General features: G+C 67.8%; 17 protein-coding genes. 3 read left to right on the top strand and 14 right to left on the bottom strand.

Annotated elements, in window-relative coordinates; genetic code table 11:
* The first annotated feature begins 21 nt into the window (after positions 1-21).
* Positions 22-1,605 (top strand): GMC family oxidoreductase, encoded by a 1,584-nt coding sequence (locus JZ792_RS03870; RefSeq protein WP_308165129.1) that lies wholly within the window; start codon positions 22-24, stop codon positions 1,603-1,605.
* Positions 1,606-1,615: 10 nt separating this feature from the next.
* On the opposite strand, the gene JZ792_RS03865 is transcribed toward JZ792_RS03870, so the two are convergent.
* A complete protein-coding gene (locus tag JZ792_RS03865) occupies positions 1,616-1,963 on the bottom strand; it encodes a DoxX family protein (RefSeq protein WP_216906879.1) in 348 nt (115 codons plus the stop codon).
* Positions 1,964-2,094: 131 nt separating this feature from the next.
* Here JZ792_RS03865 and JZ792_RS03860 point away from each other — a divergent pair, with 131 nt between their 5' ends.
* On the top strand, positions 2,095-2,973 hold the full coding sequence (locus tag JZ792_RS03860; RefSeq protein ID WP_216906877.1) for a sigma-70 family RNA polymerase sigma factor: 879 nt from the start codon (positions 2,095-2,097) through the stop codon (positions 2,971-2,973).
* Between the two features lie 9 nt (positions 2,974-2,982).
* On the opposite strand, the gene JZ792_RS03855 is transcribed toward JZ792_RS03860, so the two are convergent.
* The 13 genes from JZ792_RS03855 to JZ792_RS03795 form a co-directional block, all read right to left on the bottom strand.
* Positions 2,983-3,459, bottom strand: coding sequence for an HAD-IIIC family phosphatase (locus tag JZ792_RS03855; RefSeq protein ID WP_216906875.1), 477 nt, complete (start codon positions 3,457-3,459; stop codon positions 2,983-2,985).
* A 178-nt stretch (positions 3,460-3,637) separates the two neighbouring features.
* Positions 3,638-4,414, bottom strand: coding sequence for an SDR family NAD(P)-dependent oxidoreductase (locus JZ792_RS03850; protein WP_216906874.1), 777 nt, complete (start codon positions 4,412-4,414; stop codon positions 3,638-3,640).
* Positions 4,411-5,364, bottom strand: a complete 954-nt coding sequence (locus tag JZ792_RS03845; protein WP_216906873.1) for a diacylglycerol/lipid kinase family protein — start codon at positions 5,362-5,364, stop codon at positions 4,411-4,413. Before JZ792_RS03845 ends, JZ792_RS03850 begins: the two co-directional genes overlap by 4 nt.
* Positions 5,349-6,098: an HAD family hydrolase gene (locus JZ792_RS03840; protein ID WP_216906872.1), complete on the bottom strand. Its 750-nt coding sequence runs from the start codon at positions 6,096-6,098 to the stop codon at positions 5,349-5,351. The genes JZ792_RS03845 and JZ792_RS03840 overlap by 16 nt, the downstream gene beginning before the upstream one ends.
* Positions 6,095-7,489, bottom strand: coding sequence for a nucleotidyltransferase domain-containing protein (locus JZ792_RS03835; RefSeq protein WP_216906871.1), 1,395 nt, complete (start codon positions 7,487-7,489; stop codon positions 6,095-6,097). The genes JZ792_RS03840 and JZ792_RS03835 overlap by 4 nt, the downstream gene beginning before the upstream one ends.
* Positions 7,486-8,793: an aminotransferase class I/II-fold pyridoxal phosphate-dependent enzyme gene (locus tag JZ792_RS03830; RefSeq protein ID WP_216906870.1), complete on the bottom strand. Its 1,308-nt coding sequence runs from the start codon at positions 8,791-8,793 to the stop codon at positions 7,486-7,488. Before JZ792_RS03830 ends, JZ792_RS03835 begins: the two co-directional genes overlap by 4 nt.
* Positions 8,790-11,525: a PEP/pyruvate-binding domain-containing protein gene (locus JZ792_RS03825; RefSeq protein ID WP_216906868.1), complete on the bottom strand. Its 2,736-nt coding sequence runs from the start codon at positions 11,523-11,525 to the stop codon at positions 8,790-8,792. The genes JZ792_RS03830 and JZ792_RS03825 overlap by 4 nt, the downstream gene beginning before the upstream one ends.
* 14 nt (positions 11,526-11,539) lie before the next feature.
* A complete protein-coding gene (locus JZ792_RS03820) occupies positions 11,540-12,934 on the bottom strand; it encodes a cytochrome P450 (RefSeq protein WP_216906866.1) in 1,395 nt (464 codons plus the stop codon).
* Complete coding sequence (locus tag JZ792_RS03815) at positions 12,931-14,658, bottom strand: fatty acyl-AMP ligase (protein WP_216906863.1); 1,728 nt, start codon at positions 14,656-14,658, stop codon at positions 12,931-12,933. The genes JZ792_RS03820 and JZ792_RS03815 overlap by 4 nt, the downstream gene beginning before the upstream one ends.
* The gene (locus tag JZ792_RS03810; protein WP_216906861.1) at positions 14,655-14,906 is read right to left on the bottom strand and encodes an acyl carrier protein; all 252 of its coding nucleotides are present in this window, start codon (positions 14,904-14,906) and stop codon (positions 14,655-14,657) included. Before JZ792_RS03810 ends, JZ792_RS03815 begins: the two co-directional genes overlap by 4 nt.
* On the bottom strand, positions 14,903-15,748 hold the full coding sequence (locus JZ792_RS03805) for a nucleoside/nucleotide kinase family protein (protein WP_216906859.1): 846 nt from the start codon (positions 15,746-15,748) through the stop codon (positions 14,903-14,905). The genes JZ792_RS03810 and JZ792_RS03805 overlap by 4 nt, the downstream gene beginning before the upstream one ends.
* Positions 15,745-21,771, bottom strand: a complete 6,027-nt coding sequence (locus JZ792_RS03800) for an aminotransferase class III-fold pyridoxal phosphate-dependent enzyme (protein ID WP_216906857.1) — start codon at positions 21,769-21,771, stop codon at positions 15,745-15,747. Before JZ792_RS03800 ends, JZ792_RS03805 begins: the two co-directional genes overlap by 4 nt.
* A 56-nt stretch (positions 21,772-21,827) precedes the next feature.
* Positions 21,828-22,079, bottom strand: a complete 252-nt coding sequence (locus JZ792_RS03795) for an acyl carrier protein (protein WP_157978374.1) — start codon at positions 22,077-22,079, stop codon at positions 21,828-21,830.
* Between the two features lie 833 nt (positions 22,080-22,912).
* Here JZ792_RS03795 and JZ792_RS03790 point away from each other — a divergent pair.
* On the top strand, positions 22,913-24,130 hold the full coding sequence (locus JZ792_RS03790; RefSeq protein ID WP_109524370.1) for a PucR family transcriptional regulator: 1,218 nt from the start codon (positions 22,913-22,915) through the stop codon (positions 24,128-24,130).
* Positions 24,131-24,158: the final 28 nt, after the last annotated feature.

Genomic DNA, 24,158 nt, shown 5'->3' with positions numbered 1-24,158 from the left:
GGTCGAATCGGAGTGGGGACTGTGCACCAGGGTGAGATTGTCGCGGATTACGTCATCGTCGGTTCGGGTTCGGCCGGCGCCGTGCTCGCGGATCGGCTCAGCGCCGCGCCCGGCGTCCGGGTGGTCGTCCTCGAGGCCGGTCCGCCGGACAAGAACAAATTCGCCCACATTCCGGCGGCCTTCGCCAAACTGTTCCGCTCCGAACTGGATTGGAACTATCTGACCGAACCGCAGCCGCGGTTGGACGACCGGCGGATCTATTGGCCGCGCGGGCGGATGTTCGGCGGTTCCTCCTCGATGAACGCGATGATGTGGGTGCGCGGTTTCCGCGCGGACTACGACGAATGGGCGCTGCTCGCGGGCGAGGAGTGGAATTTCGCCGCCGCCATCGACGCGTTCCGGCGTGTCGAGAACGTCGAGGACGCACAGTATCCCGACGAGGGCGCGGCCGGACCGCTCCACATCTCCAAGCAGCGCAGCCCGCGCGCGTCGACCGCCGCGTATCTGGCGGCCGCGCGGGAACTGGGTTATCCGGTGGAACCGCCGAACAGGCCGCAGCCCAACGGTTTCAGCCAGACCATGGTGACCCAGCGCGGCGGTCGCCGGTGCAGCGCCGCCGACGCGTTCCTTCGACCGGCCATGCGCCGCGACAATCTGACGGTGCTCGGCGACGCGCTCGCCACCCGCGTGCTCTTCGACGGCACCCGCGCCACCGGTGTCGAATACCGCACGGGCGGAGCGACATACACTGTCTCCGCACGACGGGAGGTGGTGCTCTGCGGCGGCGCCGTCAACACCCCGCAACTGCTGATGCTCTCGGGGATAGGCGATATCGACGAATTGGCGCGCCACGGTATCCGCCCGGTGTACAGCGCCCCGGAAGTGGGAGCGAATCTCCAGGATCACCTGGTCGCCGGAATCGGCTACGGCGTCGACGGCGATTCCCTGTTCGACGCCGAGAAACCGGGGCAGCTCCTGGACTACCTGATCCGGCACCGCGGCATGCTGACCTCCAATGTCGGCGAGGCCTACGGTTTCGTCCGCAGCGCCCCGGATCTGGACCTGCCCGATCTGGAACTGGTCTACGCGCCCGCGCCCTTCTACTACGAAGGGCTCAGGGACCCGACCGAACACGGCGTCATCCTGGCCTGCGTGCTGCTGCGTCCGCACAGTCGCGGCCGGATCGGGCTCGCGAGCGCCGACCCCACCGCGGCGCCGACGATCGACCCGCGCTACCTGTCCGACAGCGCGGGCGCCGATCACGAGGCGATGCGCGCGGGCCTGCGCGTGTGCGCGCGCCTCGCCGAAGCGCCCGCGCTGAAAGCCGTTCTCGGACCGGTCATCTACCCGCCGCGAGCACCCGCCGACATCGAGGCCACCATCGAACTCGCGATGCGCGGCTACGCGCACACCCTCTACCACCCGGCCGGTACCTGCCGAATGGGCACCGACCCGGCCAGTGTGGTCACCCCGCGTTTGGAAGTGCGTGGCGTACAGGGACTTCGCGTCGCCGACGCGTCGGTGATGCCGCTGCTGATCCGCGGTCACACCCACGCGCCGAGCGTCTTCGTCGGCTCACGCGCCGCCGATTTCCTGCTCGCCTGACCGGGTCCGGTCAGGCGTAGGCGTACAGGGCGAGCGAGCCTGCCGCGAGCGCGAGATACGGTAGCGGATAACCGATGTCGGCGTAGGCGCGCGCCCACACGATGGTGGCGACCGCGAGCACGAAATACAGCACGAGACCGATGGCGGCGGCCAATCCGAGGCTCGGGAAGGCCAGCCCGGCAAGTAATCCCAGCGCGCCGACCGCCTTGATCACGGCCAGCGGGCCGAGACTCCACAACGGCAGGCCGTAGCCGAGCATGGTCTCGCGGACACGGTCGGCGGCGACCACGTCGTATCCGGCGGCGAAGGCCGCGGCCAGCGCCGCGAGGACGGTGACGACGATATAGGCGATGGACATGACTGGATACCCTCCGGTGGTCGACAGTGTGCGATCTGCCATCGTGGGTGCGCGTGCTCGACACCCCCCGTGGCCCGAGCGCGGTCGCGCCCGTCGTATCGGAGACGGATGCCGAGAGGGAAAGGTGACCGGTGATCGAACAGGACGTGCTAGCGCGGCGTTTCGAGGCCGAACGTGACCGTCTGCGCGCCGTCGCCTACCGCCTGCTCGGTTCGGCGGCCGAGGCCGAGGACGCGGTCCAGGAGAGTTGGCTACGGCTCGCTTCCGCAGACCCCGACGCCATCGAGAACCTGAGCGCCTGGCTCACCACGGTGGTGTCCAGGATCTGTCTCGACATGCTGCGCGCCCGGGCCACGCGGCGCGAGGATCCACTGGAACGGGTCGTCGAACTCGACGATACGACCGGTGCCGATCCGGAAGCCGAAGCGGTCCTGGTGGATTCGGTCGGACGCGCGTTGCTCGTCGTCCTGGCGACGCTGGGGCCCGACGAACGGGTCGCCTTCGTCCTGCACGATATGTTCGCGATGCCCTTCGATCGGATCGGGCCGGTTGTCGGCCGCAGCGCCGCGACCGCGAAGAAACTGGCCAGCCGTGCCAGGCGCCGCGTGCACGGCCCGGCAGCGGTGGCCGATCCCAGGCGCGTCCGCGAGCGTCGGGTCGTCGAGGCGTTCCTCGCGGCTGCCCGCAGCGGCGATCTCGACGCGCTCGTCGCCGTCCTCGCGCCGGATGTGGTGCGGACCTCCGACCTCGCGGCCCTGCGCCCCGGCATGGCGGCCGAGGTGCGCGGCGCCGACGCGGTCGCCGAGGAGACCGTGGTCCTGCGGCTGCGGGCCCGGTTCGCGGTCGCCGCGTGGGTCGACGGCGCGTCGGGTGTCGTCGTCGCGCCGGGTGGGCGCCTGCTGCTGGCCCTGCGGATGACCTTCGTCGGTGATCGGATCAGCGGGTACGACGTCGTCACCGATCCGGCGAGATTGCGGACCTTGGAGGTCGCGGTGCTGCCCGAGGTGTAGGGAGTCCGGTCAGAACGCTGGGACGCGCGCGAAACCCAGCGGCGGGGTCGGGTCGGGTCCGATCCGCAGGACCGGTCGGAAATCGGGGAGGGCGGTGATCACGTCGACATTGCGGGCGGCGTAGCACCGGACCTCGGGGAGCGCGCGGGCCACTTCCGCGCGTTCGACCGGCTCGGCGTCGATGAAGGCGACGGTGTCCAGTCGTAGACCCAGTGTGCGCGCGATCCTGACGATCGACGCGGATTTACGGCCCCAGCCGATCTCGAAGGCGGCGAACCTCTCGTGCACGCCCTCGCGGTACAGCTTGCCGACCGTTTCCTCTCGATCGCCGCGGCTGGCGACCGCGTGCCAGATGCCCCGGTCGCTCAGTATCGCCATGGTGCGCAGCGCCTCGGGTCTGGGCGCGGAACTGGTCGCATCGCACACCACTCCGTCCCACAGGGTGTTGTCCAGTTCCCAGACAAGACATCTCAGAGCCGGTCGCATCGCCTGCCCCTATCGTTGGTCGTCGTCGCGTGTCCTACCGCGTCGCACCCGGTGGACGACCGCGGGAGAGGACACTGCTCCCAACAATCCAGGGCACGACGCGTGCCGAGCAAGCCCCCGGTTTCGTGGGGCCGTTCCGGCGGGCTGATATTACCGGCATAACGGGGCATTTCCGGCGTCAAATCCCGTAATAGCCCCGGACCAGGCGTTCGTACATCCGTCCGGACACCAGTCGCCTTGTCCAGAAGGAGAGCCGAACGTCGTTGCCGCACAGATAGGTCTGGCGCGGTCTCGCGGCGGACAGGATCTCCTGCACTTTTCTGGCAACCGCGTCGGCCTGCTGTCCCTGCGCGAGGTATTCGCTCACCCTCGTCAGCACCGCGCCGCGATCCGCGTCGTACTCGGCGATGGGCCGGGTGACCCGCACCGACGCATCGATGATCGGGGTGACCGTCCACCCCGGGGCCAGTACCGAGACCTGGACGCCGAACTGTGAAACCTCCATCCGCAGCGCCTCGCCGAGACGCTCGACCGCGGCTTTGGTCGCCGAGTACCAGCCGCCGTAGGGCTCGGCGATCGCTCCCGCGCCCGAACTCACGACAACCACTCGGCCCGAGCCCTGAGCGCGCATGGTCGGCATGGCGGCCCGCACCACGCGGTGGGTGCCGAGGACATTGGTGTCGAACAGGTCGGCGGCCTCGTCCGGCCCGGTCTCCTCGACCGAACCGACGACGCCGTACGCCGCGAAGGTGACCACCGCGTCGATGCGCCCGTGCCGGTCGAGTACCGACCGCACCCAGGCGTCGACGGCCTCGGTATCCCTGACGTCGACGGTGGCGTGACCGTCGCCGTCGAGGCGATCGCACGCCTCGACCGTGTAGCCCAGGCCCGCCAGATATTTCGCGGTCGCCGCGCCCATTCCGTTGGCCGCGCCGGTGACCAGCACGACGCTCACGCCGCGCACACCTTCAGTACCCGCGGCAGCACTTCCAGGCGGGCCGATTCGACGACGGTGATCTCGCCATCCAATTCCAACGGGGCGGGACGGTCGGGACGCAGTTCGACTGCGGTGTCACGATGGCAGATCGCCGCCGACGACGTGCTGAACTTGCCGCGGTAGAGCCCCGCGATGAGGGCGAGGATGCGCGCTCGTCCCACGGCGTCCCAGATATTCACGTCGAAGTGGCCGTCGGCACGGGTCACCGGGGTGTCGTAGTACATGCCGCCCGCGAAATGCACGCTCTTGATCACCCCGATATTCGTGATCGGCGTCCGGTGTTCCCAATCGGTGCCGCGGATCTCGACGCGAAGCGGCGTGTGCGTGGCGATATTGGCCAGCGCGGTCGCGACGATGGCGGCCTCCACATTCCTGGACTTCAGCCAACCGACGAGACCGCTCGCGTGGTTGAACGAGTCGTTACCCGCGGCGACCAGGCCCATGCTGGCGTTGAGCAGGAAGTACCGCACCGCGCGTGTGCCGTCGGGCAGCAGCATGCTCACCTTGCCCACATCCACCCGTTCCGCGCGGTCCGCGTCGACGCGCACCGCCACGTCGGCGATCATCGCCTCGGGGCGGACCGGTTTGTGGAAGTCGTTGGAGCTGCCGAGCCCGACCGCGCCGAGTGCGATCTCCTCGGCGCCGCGACGCGGTCGATCGGTTTCCGGATCCATGACGGCGTTGAGCACCAGGTTCACCATGCCGTCGCCGCCCGCCGCGACGATCGGTCCCGGCGCGCGGTCCGCGCGGTTGTCGATATGCGCTCGGACCAGTTTCGTCGCCTGTTCGGCGTCGGCGGGCAGTTCCACGGTCAGCGCCGGATACCGCTGCCGCAGTAGCTGTTCCACCGGTTCCCAGCGCCGCAGCGCGGTACCGGCGTTGGATTGTGGATTCAGGACGACGAGCATGACCTCTCCTCGATACCCAGCCATTCGCGCAGCCGGGGCCAATTGCCCGTGGAAACCAGTCCGGTCCGCGAACATTCCGGGGGCACGGCGCTTTTCGCCGCACCGATCAGGAAGACCGGGATGCCCGCGCGGGCCGCAGGGGCATCGTTGGCGGCGTCGTTGCCGATCATCACGCACTGCCGCGGCTCGACGGCCAAGCGCTCGAGCAGTTCGTGGTAGAACTCGACCCTCGGCTTCGACCGCCGCATGGTCTCACCGCTGGTGATGAAGTCGAAATCGGCCGGATCGTATCCGCCCCAGCCCAATCGGGTGGTCGCCGAGGCCAGCGGCCAGAGCGGATTGGTCGCGACCACCTGCGCGACCCCCGTGGCGCGCAGGTCCGCGACCGTCGCGACGGCGGCGGGAAGCGGCGGGAAACACGCCCGCAGCCGGGCGAAATCCACCTCGGTCAACCGGCCGAGCCGCAGTCGGGCGATCTCGGCCGGGACGCCGAGTCCGCGCGCCAGCAATTCGACCATGAGATCGGTGTTGGTGTGCTCGGTGTCGTTGCCGCGCACCTGCCTCATGATGCCGGGCAGGATCCGCAGGAACCGGTGCGGCGGTATCAGATCGCGGAACGACAGTGCCGCGGTCAGCGGCATCACCGTCGTGAAGGTGCGTTTGCGCAGTCCGACGAGGGTGCCGTCCAGATCCCACAGAACCGTGCGCGGGTGCTGCCCCGCCGCGCCGGTCATTCCTGGCTGTCCAGCACGGCTTGCAGGTCGGCGCGGGTCAGGCCGAGTTCGGCCGCGTACTCCTCGATCCCGGGACGCACCGCCTGTCCGCGACCGCTCACCCTGCGCGTCGCCTCGGCTCCGTAGGCGGCGCCGAGATCGACGACCGTCTTGGCCAGAGCAGCGGGAAACAGCCAGCGGCCGAGGTCGCGCTGGAACACCCTGGTCAGTCGATACGGCGCCGAAACCCTCGCGCCGACAACCGAGAGCGGACTCGGCGCGCGCAGCGAACTCATCCGCGCCGCCTCGTCGCCGGGCACCACCAGCAGATCCTTCCAGAGCCGGGCGAAACTCTCGCGCTTCTCGTGCGCGAGCGCGGTCATGTTGAATTCGGTGTACGCCTTCTCGATACGGGAGGTGTGGGTGGAGCGGCTGCGCAGCAGGGCGGAGATGTCGGCGGTCTTGCGCGCGGTGTCGTAGCGGGTGAAGCGGGTGATACGCGGCCGCAACTCGGTGAGCAGGCGGGCGAAATCCGGTGACGGCACCAGCCGGTGCGACAGCGACAACGCGTGGTACATCAGGCTTTCGGTCCCCGCCCGGATGATCTCACGCTCGAGCAGGCCGTAGTCCAGATCGGTCGCGTGACGTGCGAGGTTCCAGATGTCGCCGAGTTCGCGCACCCCGGTCTTGTAGTAGGGCAGGTGGATGCCCAGGTGATGCAGATTGTCCTCGTCGGCCATCGCCCAGGCGGGCACGCCGTAGAAATCTATGCGCCGCACCCGATCCCAGATAGCGGCGTAGTCGATGGTGTACGGGGTCAGCGGGGTGATCAGGCCCCAGTGCGTGCCGACGACGAGCGCGCCGTCGCGCGAGACGAACGACGGCAGATGATGCGACCGTTCCGCACGCACCTTGGGCGCCTTGCCCAGCAACTCCGACGTGGCGAAAAGCCCGAATTCCCGGTAGATCTCGATCGCGGTCTCGACCTGATCCAGTTCGATCAGGATGTCGAGGTCGTTCATCCGCTTGTAGCGCGGATCGTGATAGATCTCGGCGGAGAACAGCATCCCCTTGAGGACGACGCAGCGCACCCCGCGTTCGTCGAAGCGCCGCAGCAGTTCCAGTGCGCCCGCCAGTCTGCGGTCGTTCACGGCGCCGATATGGTCTGTCACGGTACGGAATTCGGTGGCGACCGGTTCCGGCACGAGCCCGAACAGCTCCTCGGTCTCCAGTCGGCGCTGCACCAGCGGCACCGTCGCGTTGAGGCGGGCCAGCGCGAGGAATTCGGGCCAGTCCGTGACCTCGTGCGCCAGTTTCGCGAGTTCGACCCGTTCGTCGGCACTCGGGGCGGCGAGGGCCGCGAGGACCAGCAGCCGTTCGGCCGCCGAACCACCCGTCGCGATCTCGGTCATGCGTCGCCCTCCTGTTCTGGATGGAATCCGAAGTTCCGCGCGACGGCGGCGATCTGCTCGAGCGCGAAATCGAGTTGGTCACGGGTGAGCGTGGCCATCATGGAGATCCGCAGTCGCTGTTGTTCGCGGGGCACCGCAGGAAATTCGACGCCGTTGACGAAGACGCCCGCCCGGTGCAGGGCCGCCACCACCTCGGCGACCGCGAGTCGCTGCGGCACCAGGATCGGGATGATGGCCGTCTGCGGGTCGACAGCGAAGCCCATGCGGCGCAGTTCGCGCACGAAATAGTCGGTGTTGTCGTGCAATCGGCGAATCCGCTCGGGGTGCTCGTCGATGAAATCGATCGACGCCAGCACCGAGGCGACCACCGCCGGTGACAGCGACGCCGAGAACATGTAGGACCGGGCGAAGAAGCGCAGGGTGTCGACCAGATCGCGCGATCCGGCCACGAATCCGCCGGTGGTCGCGAACACCTTGGAGAAGGTGCCCATGTACAACTCGACCGCGCCGTCCGGCATGCCGAAATGTTCGGCGGTGCCGTGTCCCCGCGCGCCGAGCACCCCGGTGCCGTGCGCGTCGTCGATCGCCAGCCAGGCGCCGAACGAATCACACAGCGCGCGGATCTGCGGCAGTGCCGCGATATCGCCGTCCATCGAGTACACGCCTTCGACCGCGACGACGATATTCGCACCGGGATTGCGCCAGCGCACCTGCATCAGCCGGTGGCGCAGGTGGCCCATATCGTTGTGCTCGAACGCCATCGAGCGGACCCGGCCCAGTTGGATGCCGTCGTAGAGGCTCGCGTGGCTCTGCTCGTCGTAGAGCAAGATGTCGCCGTTGCGCAGCAGCCCGGTCACCCAGCCGACATTGGCGGCATAGCCGGAGGAGAAGACCAGGGCCGCTTCACATCCCTTGGTCTCGGCGAGGCGCTCCTCGAGTCGCCGGTGCAGCGAAGTCGTGCCGTTGAGCAGCGGCGGCCCGCCGCAGCCGATACCGAATTCGCGGGTCGCCGCGACGGCCGCCTCGATGATCTCCGGCTCGTTGCCCAGGCCGAGATAGTTGTTGGAGCCGAGCATGATCAGCTCGCGGATCTCGCTGCCGTCGGGATCGCGGACCCGCACCACGGGACCTGCGGGGCCGGTGATCTCGCGCAGCACGAATCCGGTGCCCCTGGCATTGGTGACATAGGGCCGGAAATCATCGAAACGCTGCTCGAAGGTGTGCGCCCCACCGTCGAGATAGTGTTCCAGACTGAAGTTCTCGCCGTGCCCCGCCGCGGGCGGGGATACCGGTGATGCGGTCATGATGGGTCCTCGTCCAGGATCGTCGCGGTGCCTGCGCGGCCGTCGAGTGCCAGCCGGTCACCGGTGGCGACCAATCGGGTGACGCCGGGAACGCCGACGACGGTGGGAATTCCGAGTTCGCGCCCGATGATCGCGGTATGGGAGAGCACGCTGCCCCGTTCACTGATCAGGCCACCGGCCGCGACCATCAGGAACACCCAACCGGGGTCGGTGGTGGAGGCGACCAGGATCTGTCCGTCGATCTCCACGTCGGGATCGGGTGTGCCCAGGACCAGCGCGGCGGCCTCGACCCGTCCCGGCGCGCAACCGATGCCGCGCAGAACCTTCTGCGAGGTGTCGGCGTCGGTCGGGGGCGCTTCCAGGGCCGGATCGTTGATCTCGGTCGCGGCGATCCCGGTGGTGACGATGCGCGACGGCATCGCCACGGCCCGCCATCGTTCATGGTCACCGTGGCGGGTCCGCACCGTCCTGGCGACGTCGGTGTCGACGGCGGTACCCCTGGTCAGCGCGGCGATCTCCTCGTAGGTCAGCCAGAAGATGTCGCGTGGCCGCTCCAGCAGCCCGGCATCGTGGAATTGCGTGCCGAATTCCCGGAACACCCGTTTGATCAGGCCGAAGGAACGGCTGCGTCCGAGTCTCATGTTCTCGCGCTGCTTGACATGTTCGCGGGCCCGGCCCAGCGCGAAACGGAACGCGAGCCGTTCGACGGCGCTGCCGCCCCGGAACAGAGCCGCCGCCGTGGCCTCGGCCGCACGCCGGATCGCCTTCTCGCGCGCGGCCATGTCATCGATGTTCTGACCGCCGCGCAGGTAGTTGCGCAGCATCGGCACGAGCTGTTGCGGGTGTTCGCCCAGCGGATCGGTCTCGAGTTTCAGTTCGTCGACGGTGCGGTCGCCGAACAGCGCGATGTGACGCAGATAGGCGGCCTGGAAGGCGCCGAATTCGTTCTGTGCCAGTGTCTTCCAGACGGCGTGTGCGTCCAGCGGGCCCTCGAAGAGTTCGCGCAGCTCCGCGTCGGCCCTGATGGTCGCGGTCAGCTCCAGTGCCGAACGGACCGGGTCCACGCTGTCGACGCCTTCCTCGCCGCAGAACAATTCGTTGCGCAACGTGATGGCCTCGGATTCGTCGAGACCCTTGCGCTCGAGCAGTTGCCCGACGACGTGGAAGAGTTGCTGGGCGAGGAAATCGTTGAAGATCTGCACCGAATAGGCGGGTACCAGTTCGTTCAGGCACCGCTCGGTCCATTGCAGCAACGCTTCGGGATCGCGTTCGCGCGCGGGCGTCTCCGGCGCGAGACGATGGTCGAGATCGGCGGTGAAGGCGGCCAGTTCGGTGAAGAAGGCCCGCAGTCGGCGCGGCAGCCGCAGCCAGCCGAAGGCGATGATCGCGATGACCCGCACCCGCAGCGCGTACATCCGCAATCGCGCGAATCCGCGTTCGGGAGCGGCGGGACGCCGGTAGCGGTTCTCGATATTGAGCGCGGCCTCCCACCCTTCGATCGCGAATTCCATGCCGGGGATCTGGAGGAAGAGCCGATACCAGTTGCTGATGTTGTAGTAGATCCGCCCGTGCGCGGTGCCGACCAGATACGGGTAGAGATCGGCGGCGTTGCGGTCCACGATCTCGGCGGTCGCGCCGAAGTCCCGGTGGCAGGCGCGGAACACCTGTTCGTAGGCCGCGCGCAGAATCGAGAAGGTCAGCGGGCTCGACAGTCCCGGATACGATTCGGCGACATTGACGTTGTCGAAGATGGTCTCGCGCGCGCCGGTCGCGGTGACCGGACGCGCCTGCAACAGGAACAGCGTGCCGTCGACATCGTAGGCCCATTCGATATCCTGTGGGGCGCCGAACGTTTCGGCGAGCCGCGCCGCGGTGCGCGCCAATTCGGTCACCTGCGCGTCGGTCAGCGCGGGCGCGGTGTCACCGCCCTCGATCGCGGCCACCACGGTGCCCTTCTCACCGTCGGCGACGACGCGGTTGCGTTTGTCGGCGACACTTCTGGACACGATGGCGCCCGAGGCGTTGTCGAGGAAGTAGGTATCGCATTCGACCGTGCCCGCGACCACGCCCTCGCCGAGACCGAGTGCCGCCGAGACCACGGATTCGGCGGGGTCGCCGGTCTGCGGATTACAGCTGAACGCCACGCCCGCGACGGCGCTGTCGACCAGCACCTGCACCAGCACGGCGCAGTCGACGCCGCCGTTGTCGAGCCCGCGGTGGGCCCGATAGAACAGCGACCGTTCCGAGTACGCCGACGCGAGGACACCGAGCAGGGCCCGGGTCACGTCGTCGGGCGCGACGTTGAGGAAGGTGTCGAGCTGTCCGGCGAAGGAGTCGGTGGCCGAATCCTCACCGCTGACCGAGGATCGCACCGCGAGCCGTACCGGCCCGTCGGCCAATTCGGCGAGCGCGGAATCGAGTCCGGCGGACACCGATTCCGGCAGCGACCGATCGAGGATCAAGGTGCGGATATCGGCGGACACCGAACGCAGTGACGCGGAATCGGTGTGGTCGAGGGTCGTCAGGATTTCGGCGACGGCGTCGGCCACCGGGGCCAGGATTTCCGCGCACGCTCGCGTCGGCACCACCACGAACGGCGGGACACGGTACCCGGCGGCGAGCAGCCTGCCCAGGTTCGCGGCCTTGGCGCCGAATCGCGCGGTGTCCTCCGGTGTCCCGGATTCGGCCAGTACCGAGGCGGGCACCACGGTGCCGGTATCTGTCGGATTCATAGAGTTCTGCCTCTTCATCGCGCGGCCTCGGCCAAGGTGTCCTCGGCGGGGGCCGCGTGCTGTCGGCGGGTGAGCCGGACCAGCACCGGATCGGGGGTATTGGAGATCTCGGGGTTCTCACGCACCCGCAGGCCGTTCACCAGTTCGATGTCGTAGCGCGACAACAACATCGCGAGGCCGACCCGCACCTCCACCAGGGCCATGTGCTGACCGACGCACAGGTGCGCGCCCCAGCCGAAGGGGAAGTAGCGGAACGGCGGACGCGCGCGGGCGCGTTCCCTGGTGAAACGCTCGGGATCGAAGGTGAGCGGCGATTGCCAGAAATCGGGGAATCGGTGGTTCACGAAGGGACTGATCACCACGATCGCCCCCGGTTCCAGATCGAAGGTGTCGAAACTGTCGGCTTCGATCGCGGTGCGGCTGAACGCCCACGCCGGCGGGTGCAGGCGCATGGCCTCGTCGATGGAGCGCCCGGTCGATTCGAGTGCGGGCAGCGCGTTCTCGATCGCGGTCACGCTCAGGGTCGTGTCGATCTCGTCGCGCACCCGCGCCAGCACCGCGGGATTGCGGCACAGCTCGTAGACCGTCCACGCCAGCGCGCCGCCGGTGGTCTCGTGCCCGGCCAGCAGGAAGGTCAGGACCTCGTGGCGCAGTTGTTCGTCGTCCATGGCGTGACCGGCGTCGTCGCGGGCGGCCAGCAACCTGGCGAGCAGCGAATGCGCCTGTTCCCCCGCGGTATCGCGATTGCCCGCGATGACGTCGTCGACCACCCGGTGCAGGCGCGCGAGTACGCCACGGAATCGGCGGTTCGCCGGCGTGGGCAGGCCGGGCGGCAGCTGGATCGGCGCGGCCATGTGGCGCATCACCCAGTCCACCCCGTCGCGGACGTCGTCCTCGATCTGGGGCAGGATGCCGTCGATATCGGCGCCCATCACCGCGCGGCACACCACGTCGGCCGCGAATCCCATGACCTCGGGCACCAGATCGAACGGCGCGCCTTCGGCGGCGCGGGCGTCGAGTCGTTCGAGCATGCGCTGCCCGCACGCGACCATGAGCGGGATCTCGGTGTCGACGTGCCTGCGCCCGAACGCCGGTTTGATCAGCGCGCGTTGACGTTTCCACAGTTCGCCGCCGCTGGTCAGCAGACCGGGCCCGAGCAGGTGATTCAGGCTCTGGTAGCTGATGCCCTTGCGGTACTTGGCCGCGCCGGTGACGAGCACCTGGTTGATGTGGTCGGGTTCGACGAGCAGGTGCACGTGCTGGTTGGCCAGCCGCAACCGCACGCTGCCCCGGTGGGCGACGGCCTGTTCGTAGAACAGTGTCAACGGGTCGGACCGGTAGGCGGGGTAGAAACCCAGCGGATTCCGGGACGAGGGACCCGTCAGTGTTCTCGGGCGTGCCCCGCTCATCCGGCTCCCCCGGCTCCGACCGGTTCGGGCGCGCCGCGCTCGACGAACAGCGCGCGGGCCTGGGCCCGCTGCACCTTGCCGCTGGTCGTCTTGGGAATGCCGCGCGGCGGTACCACCACCACGTCGGCGGCCAGTATTCCCGTGCGCTTGCTGACCGCGACCCGGACCGCGCGCCGCAACTCGTCGTATGCGGCCGGGTCGACGGCCGATTCCACGATCAGGTACAGGTCCTCGGACAATCCTTCGGCGTCGGCGTATCCGACCGCCGCGGCTCCGCCGGGCCGCACACCCGGCACCTCCTCGGCGGCGATCTCGAAATCGGTGGGCAGGTAGTTCGCGCCCCGGATGATGATCAGATCCTTCTGCCTGCCGGTGATGCGCAACCGGCCCGCGCGCAGATACCCGATATCGCCGGTGTCCCACCAGTCCTGGGCGCGCGACGACGCGGTCGCCTCCGGCAGCCGGAAGTAGCCCACCGTGGTCGACGGACCGCGGAACTGGATGCGTCCGACCACATCCTCGATGACCGGCAGGTTGTCGGCGTCGACGATCCGCACCTCGGTGCCCAGTACCGGCTCGCCGCAATCGACGATCTGCATGGCGTCGGGATCATCGACGTCGACGTCGACGACCAGCCCGTCCGCGGTGAGCGCGCGCCGCGAGATCGAGTCGAACGCGACCGGTGCGTGCGGACGGGAAACCGTTACGGCCAGTGACGCTTCCGCCATGCCGTAGCAGGGCACGAGTGCGTCTTCCGGCAGTCCCCACGCCTTGAAACGATCGATGAAGCGCTGCACCGTGGGGGCGTGGATCGGCTCGGCACCGCAGAACAGGAAGCGCCAACTCGACAGGTCGACCCCGGCCATCTCCTCGTCGGTGACCCTGGCCGCGGCATATCCGTAGGCGAAATTCGGTGCGGCGGTGAATGTCCCGCGATACCGGCCGACCGCGCGCAGCCAGTCGCCCGGTTTGCGCAGGAATCGGCTCGGCGGCATCACCACCGCGTCGTTGGCGGTGAAGACCGGGGTGAGGAATCCCCCGATCAGCCCCATGTCGTGGTGCAGGGGCAGCCAGCCGACCCAGGTGTCGCCGATATCCATCGACGCGGCCACCGCGATCTGCTCGCAGTTGGCGGCCAGATTGGCGTGGGTGATCTGCACGCCCTTCGGGGTGCCGGTGGATCCGGACGTCGACTGGATGAAGGCGATCTCGTCGGGTTCGGGCATTCGGGGGGCGAGGGCGGGCGCCGTCGGCGAGACGGCCGATCCGTGCAACGACGCGCTGTCGATCGCGGTGAGGTCGGCGCCGAGTCCGGCCGCTTCGAGCACACCCGCCGACGCGATCACCGCTCTCGGCTCCAGGTAGGCGGCCAATCTGCGGAATTTGTCGTAGAACAGGTCCGACGAACCGAATCCGCCCGGGGTGGCGACGGCGGTCGGCACGGCGCCGAGTACCAGCGCACCGAAGAACGCGGTCACGAATTCCGGTGAGGTGGGCAGGCACAGCATCACCCGGTCACCCGGGCGCACCCCGGCGCTCGCCAATGCCGCGGCCGACCGGCAGGCCGCCACCGCGAGATCGTCGTGGCGCCAACGGATATCATCGGCCGCGCTGTCGCCGACCCGCTCGGGGGCGAAGATCGTCGACGGTGCCTGTGCACCTCGTTCGGCATTCGCGAACAGCGCGTGCACGATGCTCGGATGCCGGGGACGCAGGGCGCTCACGAGTCGTCCCTGACATAGGCGACGATGTCGTCGACGGTGTTCAATCGTGACGCGGCGTCCTCGGGAATCTCGATACCGAACTCCTGCTCCAGCTGGATGGTCAGTTCGATGGCGGTCGGCGAGTCGAGGCCGTAATCGATGAGCTGCGCGGCGGCGCGGATGTCGTCCGCGGCGACCCACAGCACCTCGCCGACGATGGCACGGACCCGTGACTCGATCTCGGCGGTGGAACGGGTTTGTGCACTCATCCGAAGAGTTTTCCTTCCCTCACACAGGCGCGAACCGACTCGTCCAGATCGACGCCGTCGGCGGTGTCGATGCGATGGAATCCGATCTCGGGGAATGCCGAGGCCAGGGTGTCGCGAACCCGCAGGTATCCCTCGCGCAGCAGCGCCAGACGTTCCGCCGTCTCGTGCGCCTCCTCCATGCCCTCGCCGGATCGCAGCGCGCATCGGACCGCGGCCTGCTCGGGCGGAACATCGAGCCAGAGCACGGCATCGGGCAGGGTCGTGCGGAATCGGGCCGCGAAGCCGGCGACCGACGCCGTGATATCGCGTCCGACCAGGTCGGCGATCTCGGACAGCAGCGACCAGATGTCGCGCGCGCTGCCCAGCCGGGCCGCCTGGCTGTGCTGCCAGGCCAGAATGTCGTCGAACGTTCCGGGGCGATGCCGCTCCAGCACCGCCGCGATCTCGTGTTCGCGGTCGTGACCGTTCCAATCCGGCCCGGCCAGCGCCACATACAGCGGTCCGTAGACCTGGAGTTCGATCAGCGGATGACGTTCGAACACCAGCACGTCCGGAGACCAGGTGTCGAGGAAATGCCGTTCCACCGGACCGAACAGCGTCATCTGCAAATACATGGCGGTCGCCTTCATCTCCAGACTGGAGATCTCGTCGCAGCCGACGCTGAAGGCCTTGAGCTGCGTGGACAACTCGGTGAGCGGGACATCACGGGTGTGGTGGAAGTCCGGGCAGGTCATGGCGGCGAAGGCATCCGGATCCCCGGCCGGTGCGAGTTCACGCAGCCGGGCCATGACCGAGGATTTGCCCGCGCCGTCGATACCGACGATGGCGACGCGGCGGGTCATCGGTCGTCCTCCCGCAACTGCGCGAGGATGTCCTTGGTGATGGCGGCGGGCGCGTCGGTGCCGTCCAGTCGCACCCAGCCCAGTTCCGAGGACAGCGCCTCCAGCGCCTCGTGGCTCTGCTGCTGGAAGTCCAGGAACGCCTTCTCGTCGCCGTAACCGCTCTCGTAATCGCTGCGCAATTGCTTGCGGCCCAACGCGTCCTGCGGACTGAGGGTGAGATAGAAGGTGCGATCCGGTTCCGGGAATCCCGCGGTCAGCTGACGCAGCACCGTCGGATCGCCACCGTGGGCGACCTCGGTGGCGTAGTACTTGTACCAGTAGGCGTTGGCGAGCATGATGTCGACGCCGCGCGCCGAGGCGAGGTCGAAGGACAGCTGCATCGCGTGGAACAGGAAATGCGCCCGGCTCAGCGGCGACAGGATCTTGAGGTAGCCGTAGATCTCCGACGGGTTGCGCCACGGCAGTTTCGAGGAGACCTTCGGATCGAGGAAAGCGTCCCAGATGGTCACCGCGGCGACACTCTGGCCCTGCGCCTCGAATTCCGCGGCGATCCTGGCGACCTGCGTGGTCTTGCCGGAGCCGTCGGCCCCCGCGATGCAGATCAGGCGCTTGCGTGCGGTCAGTTTCTCATCCCTTCTCGGTACAGATCGGACGGCGTCCCTCGATGACGCGGGGGCGGATTCGGGGAGTGCCGTCACCGGGCGCGTCGTGGTCCGCGCGGTCGACGCGGCGGCGGCGCTACCCGCCATGGCGGGAACACGTTCCGCCGCATGGTCTTCCACACCGCCGGAGGTCGGTGTGGTGATACTGGTGTCGTCAGTCTCTTCCGTGCCCCCCGTCGGTGCGGATTTCGATTCGATCCGGCTCTCGTGCGGGACAACGACTTCCGCGGGCATCGGGACCGCTGTGGATTCCGTGGCTTCGGAGGCTTCCAGTACCGAGATCACACCGGCGCGGCCGTCGACGCGTACACGTTGTCCGGAGCGGATCGCCGTCGTCGCGCCCGCGACGTTGAGCACCGCGGGGATGCCGTACTCGCGGCCGATCACCGCGGCGTGGGACAGCATGCCGCCGACCTCGGTCACCACGGCGGCCACCAGGCCGAGGGCGGGTGTCCATCCGGGATCGGTGAAACGGGTGACGAGGATATCGCCCTCGCGCAATTGCTCGATATCGGCCAGCGAGGTGATCACCCGCGCGGTGCCCTCGGCGACGCCCGGGCTGCACCCGAGTCCGGTCAGATCGCCGTCGCCGATGTCACGGACCGCGCCGACCGTCACGCCACCGCCGAGTTCGTGCGGCGGGACCAGATCGCGGTACCCGGCGTACATCGCGCCGCGATAGGCGATGGCGTCGGCCAGTTCGGCCACCTCGACCCGACCCGAGACCAGATCGCTCAATTCGTTGATGGTCAGCTGGAATACGTCGTCGGCGTTGTCGAGCGTGCCCGCGGCGGCGAGGCGGACACCGGCTTCGACGACGTAGGCGCGCACGATCGCGTAGCACTGCGAGGAGAATTCGCGCATCCGTTCCCGCGCGACCAGATACCGCCGCATCCGGTCGACATTCTTCTCCAGCCCCTTGGCGAATTTCATCCGCACCAGCGGCTTGGCACGCACCCTGGCCCGGACCGCCGCGAGTTCGTCCTCGTAGCGTTTGCGCTGATCCACCAGCGACACATCGGGATTCGCGGGCGGGGTGCCGTGATCGAGCATGATCGAGATCATCGAGCGCACTCGCTCGGGCGACTCCGACCAGCGCGGGCAGGTCAGATCCAGTTCGGCGTCGGCGTGGAAGCCCTGTTCGGCGAGGAATTCCGCCAGCGCGGCGTCCCATTCGGCGCTGTCGAGTCCGCGGTCACGGGCCACACCGTGCAGGACGACGATCGCCCGCTGCAACTGCATATGGCTGATATCGGCCAGTCCGCCCATCAGGTCGATGGCCGAGGTCGTCCCGCCGGTCGCGGCGTCGACCTTGTCCAACGCCTGCTTGAAGTCGGTCTGCACGCTGGAGTTGTTGTAGATGGTGGTGAAGTAGGTGCGTTCGGTGACGGCGTGGAACGTCAGCAGGCAGTCGGCGAGGTCGGCGGCGAAAGTCGCTTCGTCGGTCTGTGCCAGATCCCGCACCCGGGTCCGCCATCCCGCGTACTTCGCGGGCCATTCCGCCGCGAACGCGTCGACCGCCGCGAGCTGATCGCGGTAGCTCTGCTGCACGGCGACCGCCGCGGGCAACGCCCTGGCGATGGTCTTGGCATTGGTCGGCGTGCGGTGCGGACCGTCGGCGCCGTATTCGTTCAGCACGCCGAGGTCGTCGTCGAAATGCTGTTCGTCGAAACCAGGAATCTTGAAGAAGCACTGCTTGACCGCGCTGACATTCCAGTAGGCGCGGCCGTAGTACATGGCCATCCAGTCCGGTTCGACTCCGGGATCGGCCAGCTTCAGCCGCTGGAAGAACGACTGCATCGAATACTGGAAGGCGTTGTCGTACAGGGAGAACATCAGCGGCGTGCAGACGCGCGCCGAGACGCCACCGTCGCGCAGATCGGCGTCGGAGAACTGATCGATATCGGTGCGCCAGCTGATGGCGGTGATGGCACGGGACTGGAGCAACCACAACTTGCCCGCGCCGTCGATGGCCCATTCGATGTCCTGGGGCCGGTGCCGGTAGGCCTGCACCGCCAGCATCAGGGCGGCCAATCCGGTCGTCGCCGCCGGCTCGAGGTCGATGTCCTCGCCGCCCGCGTCCCGATCGACGACACTGCCGTCGACCAGTCGCAGCGTGTACCGCGTCGGGGTCACGTGGCCCGAGACCAGGCGCTCACCCAGTCCGGCGCAGCATTCCACGATCGCGTCGTCCTCGTTGCCGCTGAGCGCGTCGATGCTGAAACCCACACCGGCGTAACGGGCTTCGACCATGCGCTGCACGAGCACGGCCACCGACGCCGTCGCCTCGGTGTAGCCGTGTTTGGCCAGATAGGTCCGGACGCGGTCGTTGTGCACCGAATCCCGGCACTCGGTGATATGCCCGCGCAGCGCGGTCACGTCGGTGATGTCCAGGTACGACTCGTACTGTCCGGCGAAACTGGCGTCGTCGAGATCTTCCAGCACTCCGCTCGAACGCGCGGCGACCGGGAAACCACCGACCGCCTGCACCCAGCGGGTGAGGTCGTCGTCGGTGACATCGTCCAGGTCCAGATCGGCGGGCAGGACGAACCCCGGCGGCACCTCGAAACCCGCGGCGACGAGTTCGTGCAGGGTAGCGGCCTTGCCGCCTGCTCGTTCCTGGACGAAATCGGCCGCGCCGAGAAACATCGGCGCGAGTGTCGGACTATCGGACACGATGGGGGCTCCTGTCGGAAGCAGAACCGGGCGTACCTCGTGGCGTGCCGCCAACTCGCGGGCCGCCCTGACGCCCGCGACGGTCAGTCCGCCGTAGGAGGGACTCACCGTCCCCGGCTCGAAACCGAGAAGCAGGGTCTCGGCCATGCACGCGTAGACGACACCGGCGGGCAGACCGGTTTCGGGAAAGGGAGGGGTCTGGCCGAGCGGAAGCGCCATGCGTCCGCCGGAGACGAGCGTGACGCCGGGCAGATCGGCGACGTCGGGATGCACGTCACCGGGGACGGCCAGGTCGTAGACCAGCACCGAGTGATCGGTGGCGAGCAGATCCGGAGTCAGCAGTGGCACAGCGGAATTCGTCGCGGTCAGCACGATATGGCATTCGCGTAGCACGGCGAGGTCCTCGCTGATCTCCAGCACACCGGGGCCGGTCACGCCTGCGAGGTCGTCGGCGACCTTGCGCAACCGCCTCGCCGATCCCGGCCTGCCGACCAGGACCACCGAATCGGCAAGCGGCGCGATCAATTCCGCCATCACCGCGCCGATATTGCCGAGCGCGCCGAGTATTCCGACGCGGCGCTGTCCCGGCGCCAGTCGTTCGAGCTCACTACGCACCACCTCGAAGGCGCACGCGGCGGTGAGCGAGTTTCCCGAAGTCACCGTGACGGCGTCCTCGACCACATCGCGGGAGGCGTTGGTGACTATCGAGGTGTAGCCGCCGAGTCCGATTACCGACGCGCCGAGGGTGATCGCCTGTTCGACGCCTTCCAGCACCAGATCACGCAGCCAGGCCCGGTGCCCGGCCCGTTGGCATTCGATGATCTGCTCGGCCGAGATCGGGACCGCGATCAGGCAGACCTCGACGGTGGCACCGGTCGGTGAGGTGACCAGCTGCCTGGTCAGCTCGAACGGCTCGGCCACGCCGCGCAGTCGCTCGAACAGCGCCGCGAACTGCTCGTCGGACCATTCGGCGAGTTCGGGTGCGAATCTGCGCAGGTCCGCCGCTTCTGGCAGATTGGCCAGGAAGACGACCCGGTTCGGCGCGTCCCACGCCCTGGCGACCTCCGGCAGCCGCCGTGGCGACGGCGATTTCTCCTCCGGCACCGGCCAACTCGTTTCGGCGGGCACCGCGAGATGCGCGAGCAGAGTGGCCAGATCGCCACGGTGCAGCAGGGCGGCGAGTTGGTCGAGCGCGTTCTCGACCCGGACCATATCCGCTTCGGACAGGAAGGCCGAAGGCTGGATACGCAGGGTGGTCGGCGCGGACAGCGTCGGCAGCATGCGGATCCGATGGGTGTGCAGCAGATAGCCCGCCACCACGTAGCCGAACATGTCGGGGTCGCAGATCTCGCGCAGCAGCGCCGATTCCGGTGTCGGCGGGAAGATTTCGATCCCCTGGAGCAGGCCGCGTCCACGCACGCCCGCGATGACGCTCGGCCACCGGACCGCGATCCCGTCGAGCCGCGCGCGCAGCCGCGCACCGGCATCGGAGATGCGGATCTGGTTGTCGTGCAACAGGTCGAGCGCGCTCTCGGCGACCGCGCAGGAGAGTTCGTCGTCGGCGAAGGTCGACGTGTGATAGCGACCGAAATCGGAGACCGACGCGGCCCGGTCGACCAGCAGGGCCGAGATCTTCATCAAGCCACCGCCGAGCGATTTCGACAGCAGGTAGTAATCCGCCGTGACCCCCGAAGGCGCCGAGGCGAGAAACGTTCCCGTCCGCCCCATACCGCACTGGATCTCGTCGAAGACCAGCGCCGCCGAATGCCGGTCGGCCAGCGCGCGCAATGCGGCCAGGGTTTCGACGGGAACTTCGCGCACGCCGCCCTCGCCCTGGATCGGCTCGGCGAAGACCGCGGCGACCGGCGAGACCGATGTCTGAGACATCGATGGCCTGCCCGCGCCGTCCACCGTGATTCGATACACGGTGCGCAGTTCCGCGGCGAACGCGCGCCCGACAGCGTCGGGCGACCAGTCCGCGAGCCGGTATCGTTCCGGCCCCGGAACGATGAGATCCGCAGGTGTATCGGCCTGTTCGGTCAGGGCGAAGGCGCCCGCGGACTTCCCGTGAAACGCGTTGGCCAGCGAAATGTACACGGGTCCCCTGGCCTCGACCGCATCGATGACACGCAGCGAATCCTCGAGGATTTCCGCGGTCGACAGGTTCGCGACGGCGCCGTGCGCGGGCACCGTCCCAGTCGCAGTGAAGGGACGCACCGTGTCCAGGCCGTCGCGGCGGACCCGCCGCAGCGCTCGTCGCAGTTCGGTTCGTAGGTCCGCGAGACGTCGCGCGTGTGCCACCGCGGCATGTCGCACCGCGGCCTCGACCGCGTCGGCACCGGTCGACCCGAGGGTCACCACGTAGTCCCGGCCGGTCGTCGAGCCCACCAGATCCGAGAGCCTTCTGGCCAGACGGGCGGCCCCCGGTCGGATGCTGCCCTGGGACACGAAGGGGTGCTGTTGGTTCAATCGCGCCGTCGCCACACGTACCAGCGCCGGGTGATTATGGCCGAAAAGCGCAGCTCCGAAGCCTCCGACCAGGTCGAGGACGCGGGTGCCGTCGGCCTCGATCAGGTGATCGCCCTCGGCGCCCGCGTACACCACGTCCAGGTGACAGGCGCGAAGCAACCGCGCCAGCCCGGGCCGATTGTGCCGGGCGAAATCGTCGAACAGTTCCCGCGTCACGTCCGATTCCCCGGGGACTCGGGCCGTGATCTTTCGCGCTATCGATGCCACGGACCCTATGCCCCGACCTCGGTGGGACTGCGGTACTTCGCCGAAACACAGTCGATCACGTCACGCGCGGTATGGAGCGTGGCGACCTCTTCGTCGAGCAGCTCGACACCGAAGGCGCGCTCGAGTTCGATGACGATTTCGGCGGATCGTACGGAGTCCAGGCCATAGTCCAGCAATGGCGTGTCGACATCGATGTATGCCACTTGAAGTCCGGCGCGGAAGAGTTCCCCCACGCGCTCGGTAATTTCATCGGACACGATTATTTCCCCCTCCGGCTACCTCGGAGCCCACCGATTCCGCGGCGGGCACTGCACCTGCGACGGCGGTGCCCGACGAGGGATGAAACATGAATAATCCCTGGTCGATGCATGATTCAACGCCACCCAAGACTGCGATCACTTGCCCTCCGACATCGACAACCGAGACTGTCACGCGTCATATCTCGTCACTTCGCGCACCTGTCAGCGATCACAGTTGCGCCATGTCCCAATCTGTACACCGCGGATCACATGCCTGCAATTCCAAATGTGCTGCCGGACAGCACCTCTCACCCATAGGCAAGTGATTGGCTATCTTTTTCGCCGCATGTGAGTCGGCATGCCATCACATTGCGCCGGACACATGGGCGCAACGCGTCCCAGACAATCTCCCCCAACAATTGGGGGCATCTTTATTTCGGGACACCAAGCACCCGAAGGCGCGAGAACTTCCGAATATCCGAAACCCCGCTGTTCACGGTCAGTTCATCGCACCGTGGGGCAGATAGCAAAAACCAACTCCTCGGTATTTAAAATGGAAAATTGGAGGTACCACAGCTACCAGGGCAATTACAATTTGTTAACGGTGTTTTTACGATCGCGAAGAGCGTTCCGGAGCAGTTTGAAACAGGCGGCAAACCATGTATCCGGCCGGCAAATGTGACGCCTCTCATTACCGATCGGTAGACAGGGCCGCCTCGCCGCGGGCGAAGACTCCTCGAGGCAGTTCCACTCTCGGACTCTCAGAACCACCCGAATCGATCCATTCGCCCCTCGCCACAGTTAGTGTGAACGCGTTGCACACTAATTTCAGGGGGCGGAAGGAGTCGTCAATGGCCGTCGATAGCTCGGCGCGACCGAGTCTTACCCTGTCGGGTAAGCCGATGTCGTCACCACTGCAGGACATACGCACGCTGTCACGCCAGATGGTGGGCCACTTCGTGGAGAACGTGGTGCCCTGCGGAACGCTACCCGGAGACGCGATCACCGGCGACGTCACCGCGATCACCCGGGTCTGCCTGGAGTTCGCGATCAGCATGCTCGACGGCAAGGACATCCCCACCAAACTCCAGCGGCTCCAGGACGCCGCGGCGGGATGGGCACGCGAAGGTGTACCGATCGACACCATCCACCACTCGATCCACGAGGGTTTCAAGATGGGGCTCGACCTCGTCGTCTCGGGCGCCTCGATCAAGGACTACGACAATCTCGTCGTCGGCGCCAAGGCCGTGCTGGAGATGCTCGACCAGATCACCTCCGCCATCTCGGTCGCCTACGTGCGCGAACTGCGCTCGGTGGTCAGCGAACACCACACCGCGGTGCACACGCTGACCTCGGCGCTGCTCGGCGGGCACAGCACATCGACCATGGCACGGGAATGCGGTATCGCCATCGCGGATTCCTACGCGGTGGTGGCGGTGGCGATTCCGCCGCATCGCGAGGAACACAATCCCGCGGTGGACAGCCAGGTCGTCGCACGCCGCAAACTCCGGCGGGTACAGGCCGAACTCGCGACCCGGTGCGGCAACAACGCGTTGTCGTTGCTCAGTGTGGACGGCGGCACCGTACTCGTACCGTCGGCCACCTTCGACAGCGCCGAACTCGACGCGCTGATCACCCAGTTGTCGCACGCGGCCCAGGTCGGTATCACCGCGACGATGATCGACGCGGCCCCCGCGCAGATCCCCGACGCCGCGGACCAGGCGCACGAACTCCTCGACATGGTGCAGCGACTCCAGGCCGTGCCCGGCATGTACCGCTTCGACGAGCTGGCGCTCGAATACCAGCTGACCCGCCCCGGCCCCGGCCGCGAATATCTCGGCTCCCTCCTCGATCCGCTGGACGCGCACCCCGAACTCCTCGAGACATTGCAGCGGCACATCGCCAACAACCTCAACCGGCAGCGCACCGCCCGGGTCCTGCATGTGCACACCAACACCGTCGACTACCGCCTCAAACGGATCGGCCAGTTGACCGGATTCGACCCGTCGCAGCCGTCCGGACTCTGGTACCTACGATCGGCCCTGGTCGCCCGCACCTATCGCGCATAACGGTGCGGGCGACCGGGCTTCTCGTCGC

The sequence above is a fragment of the Nocardia noduli genome (assembly GCF_019038455.1).
Lineage (GTDB): Bacteria > Actinomycetota > Actinomycetes > Mycobacteriales > Mycobacteriaceae > Nocardia > Nocardia noduli.
This window is presented reverse-complemented; position numbering and strand designations above follow the sequence as displayed.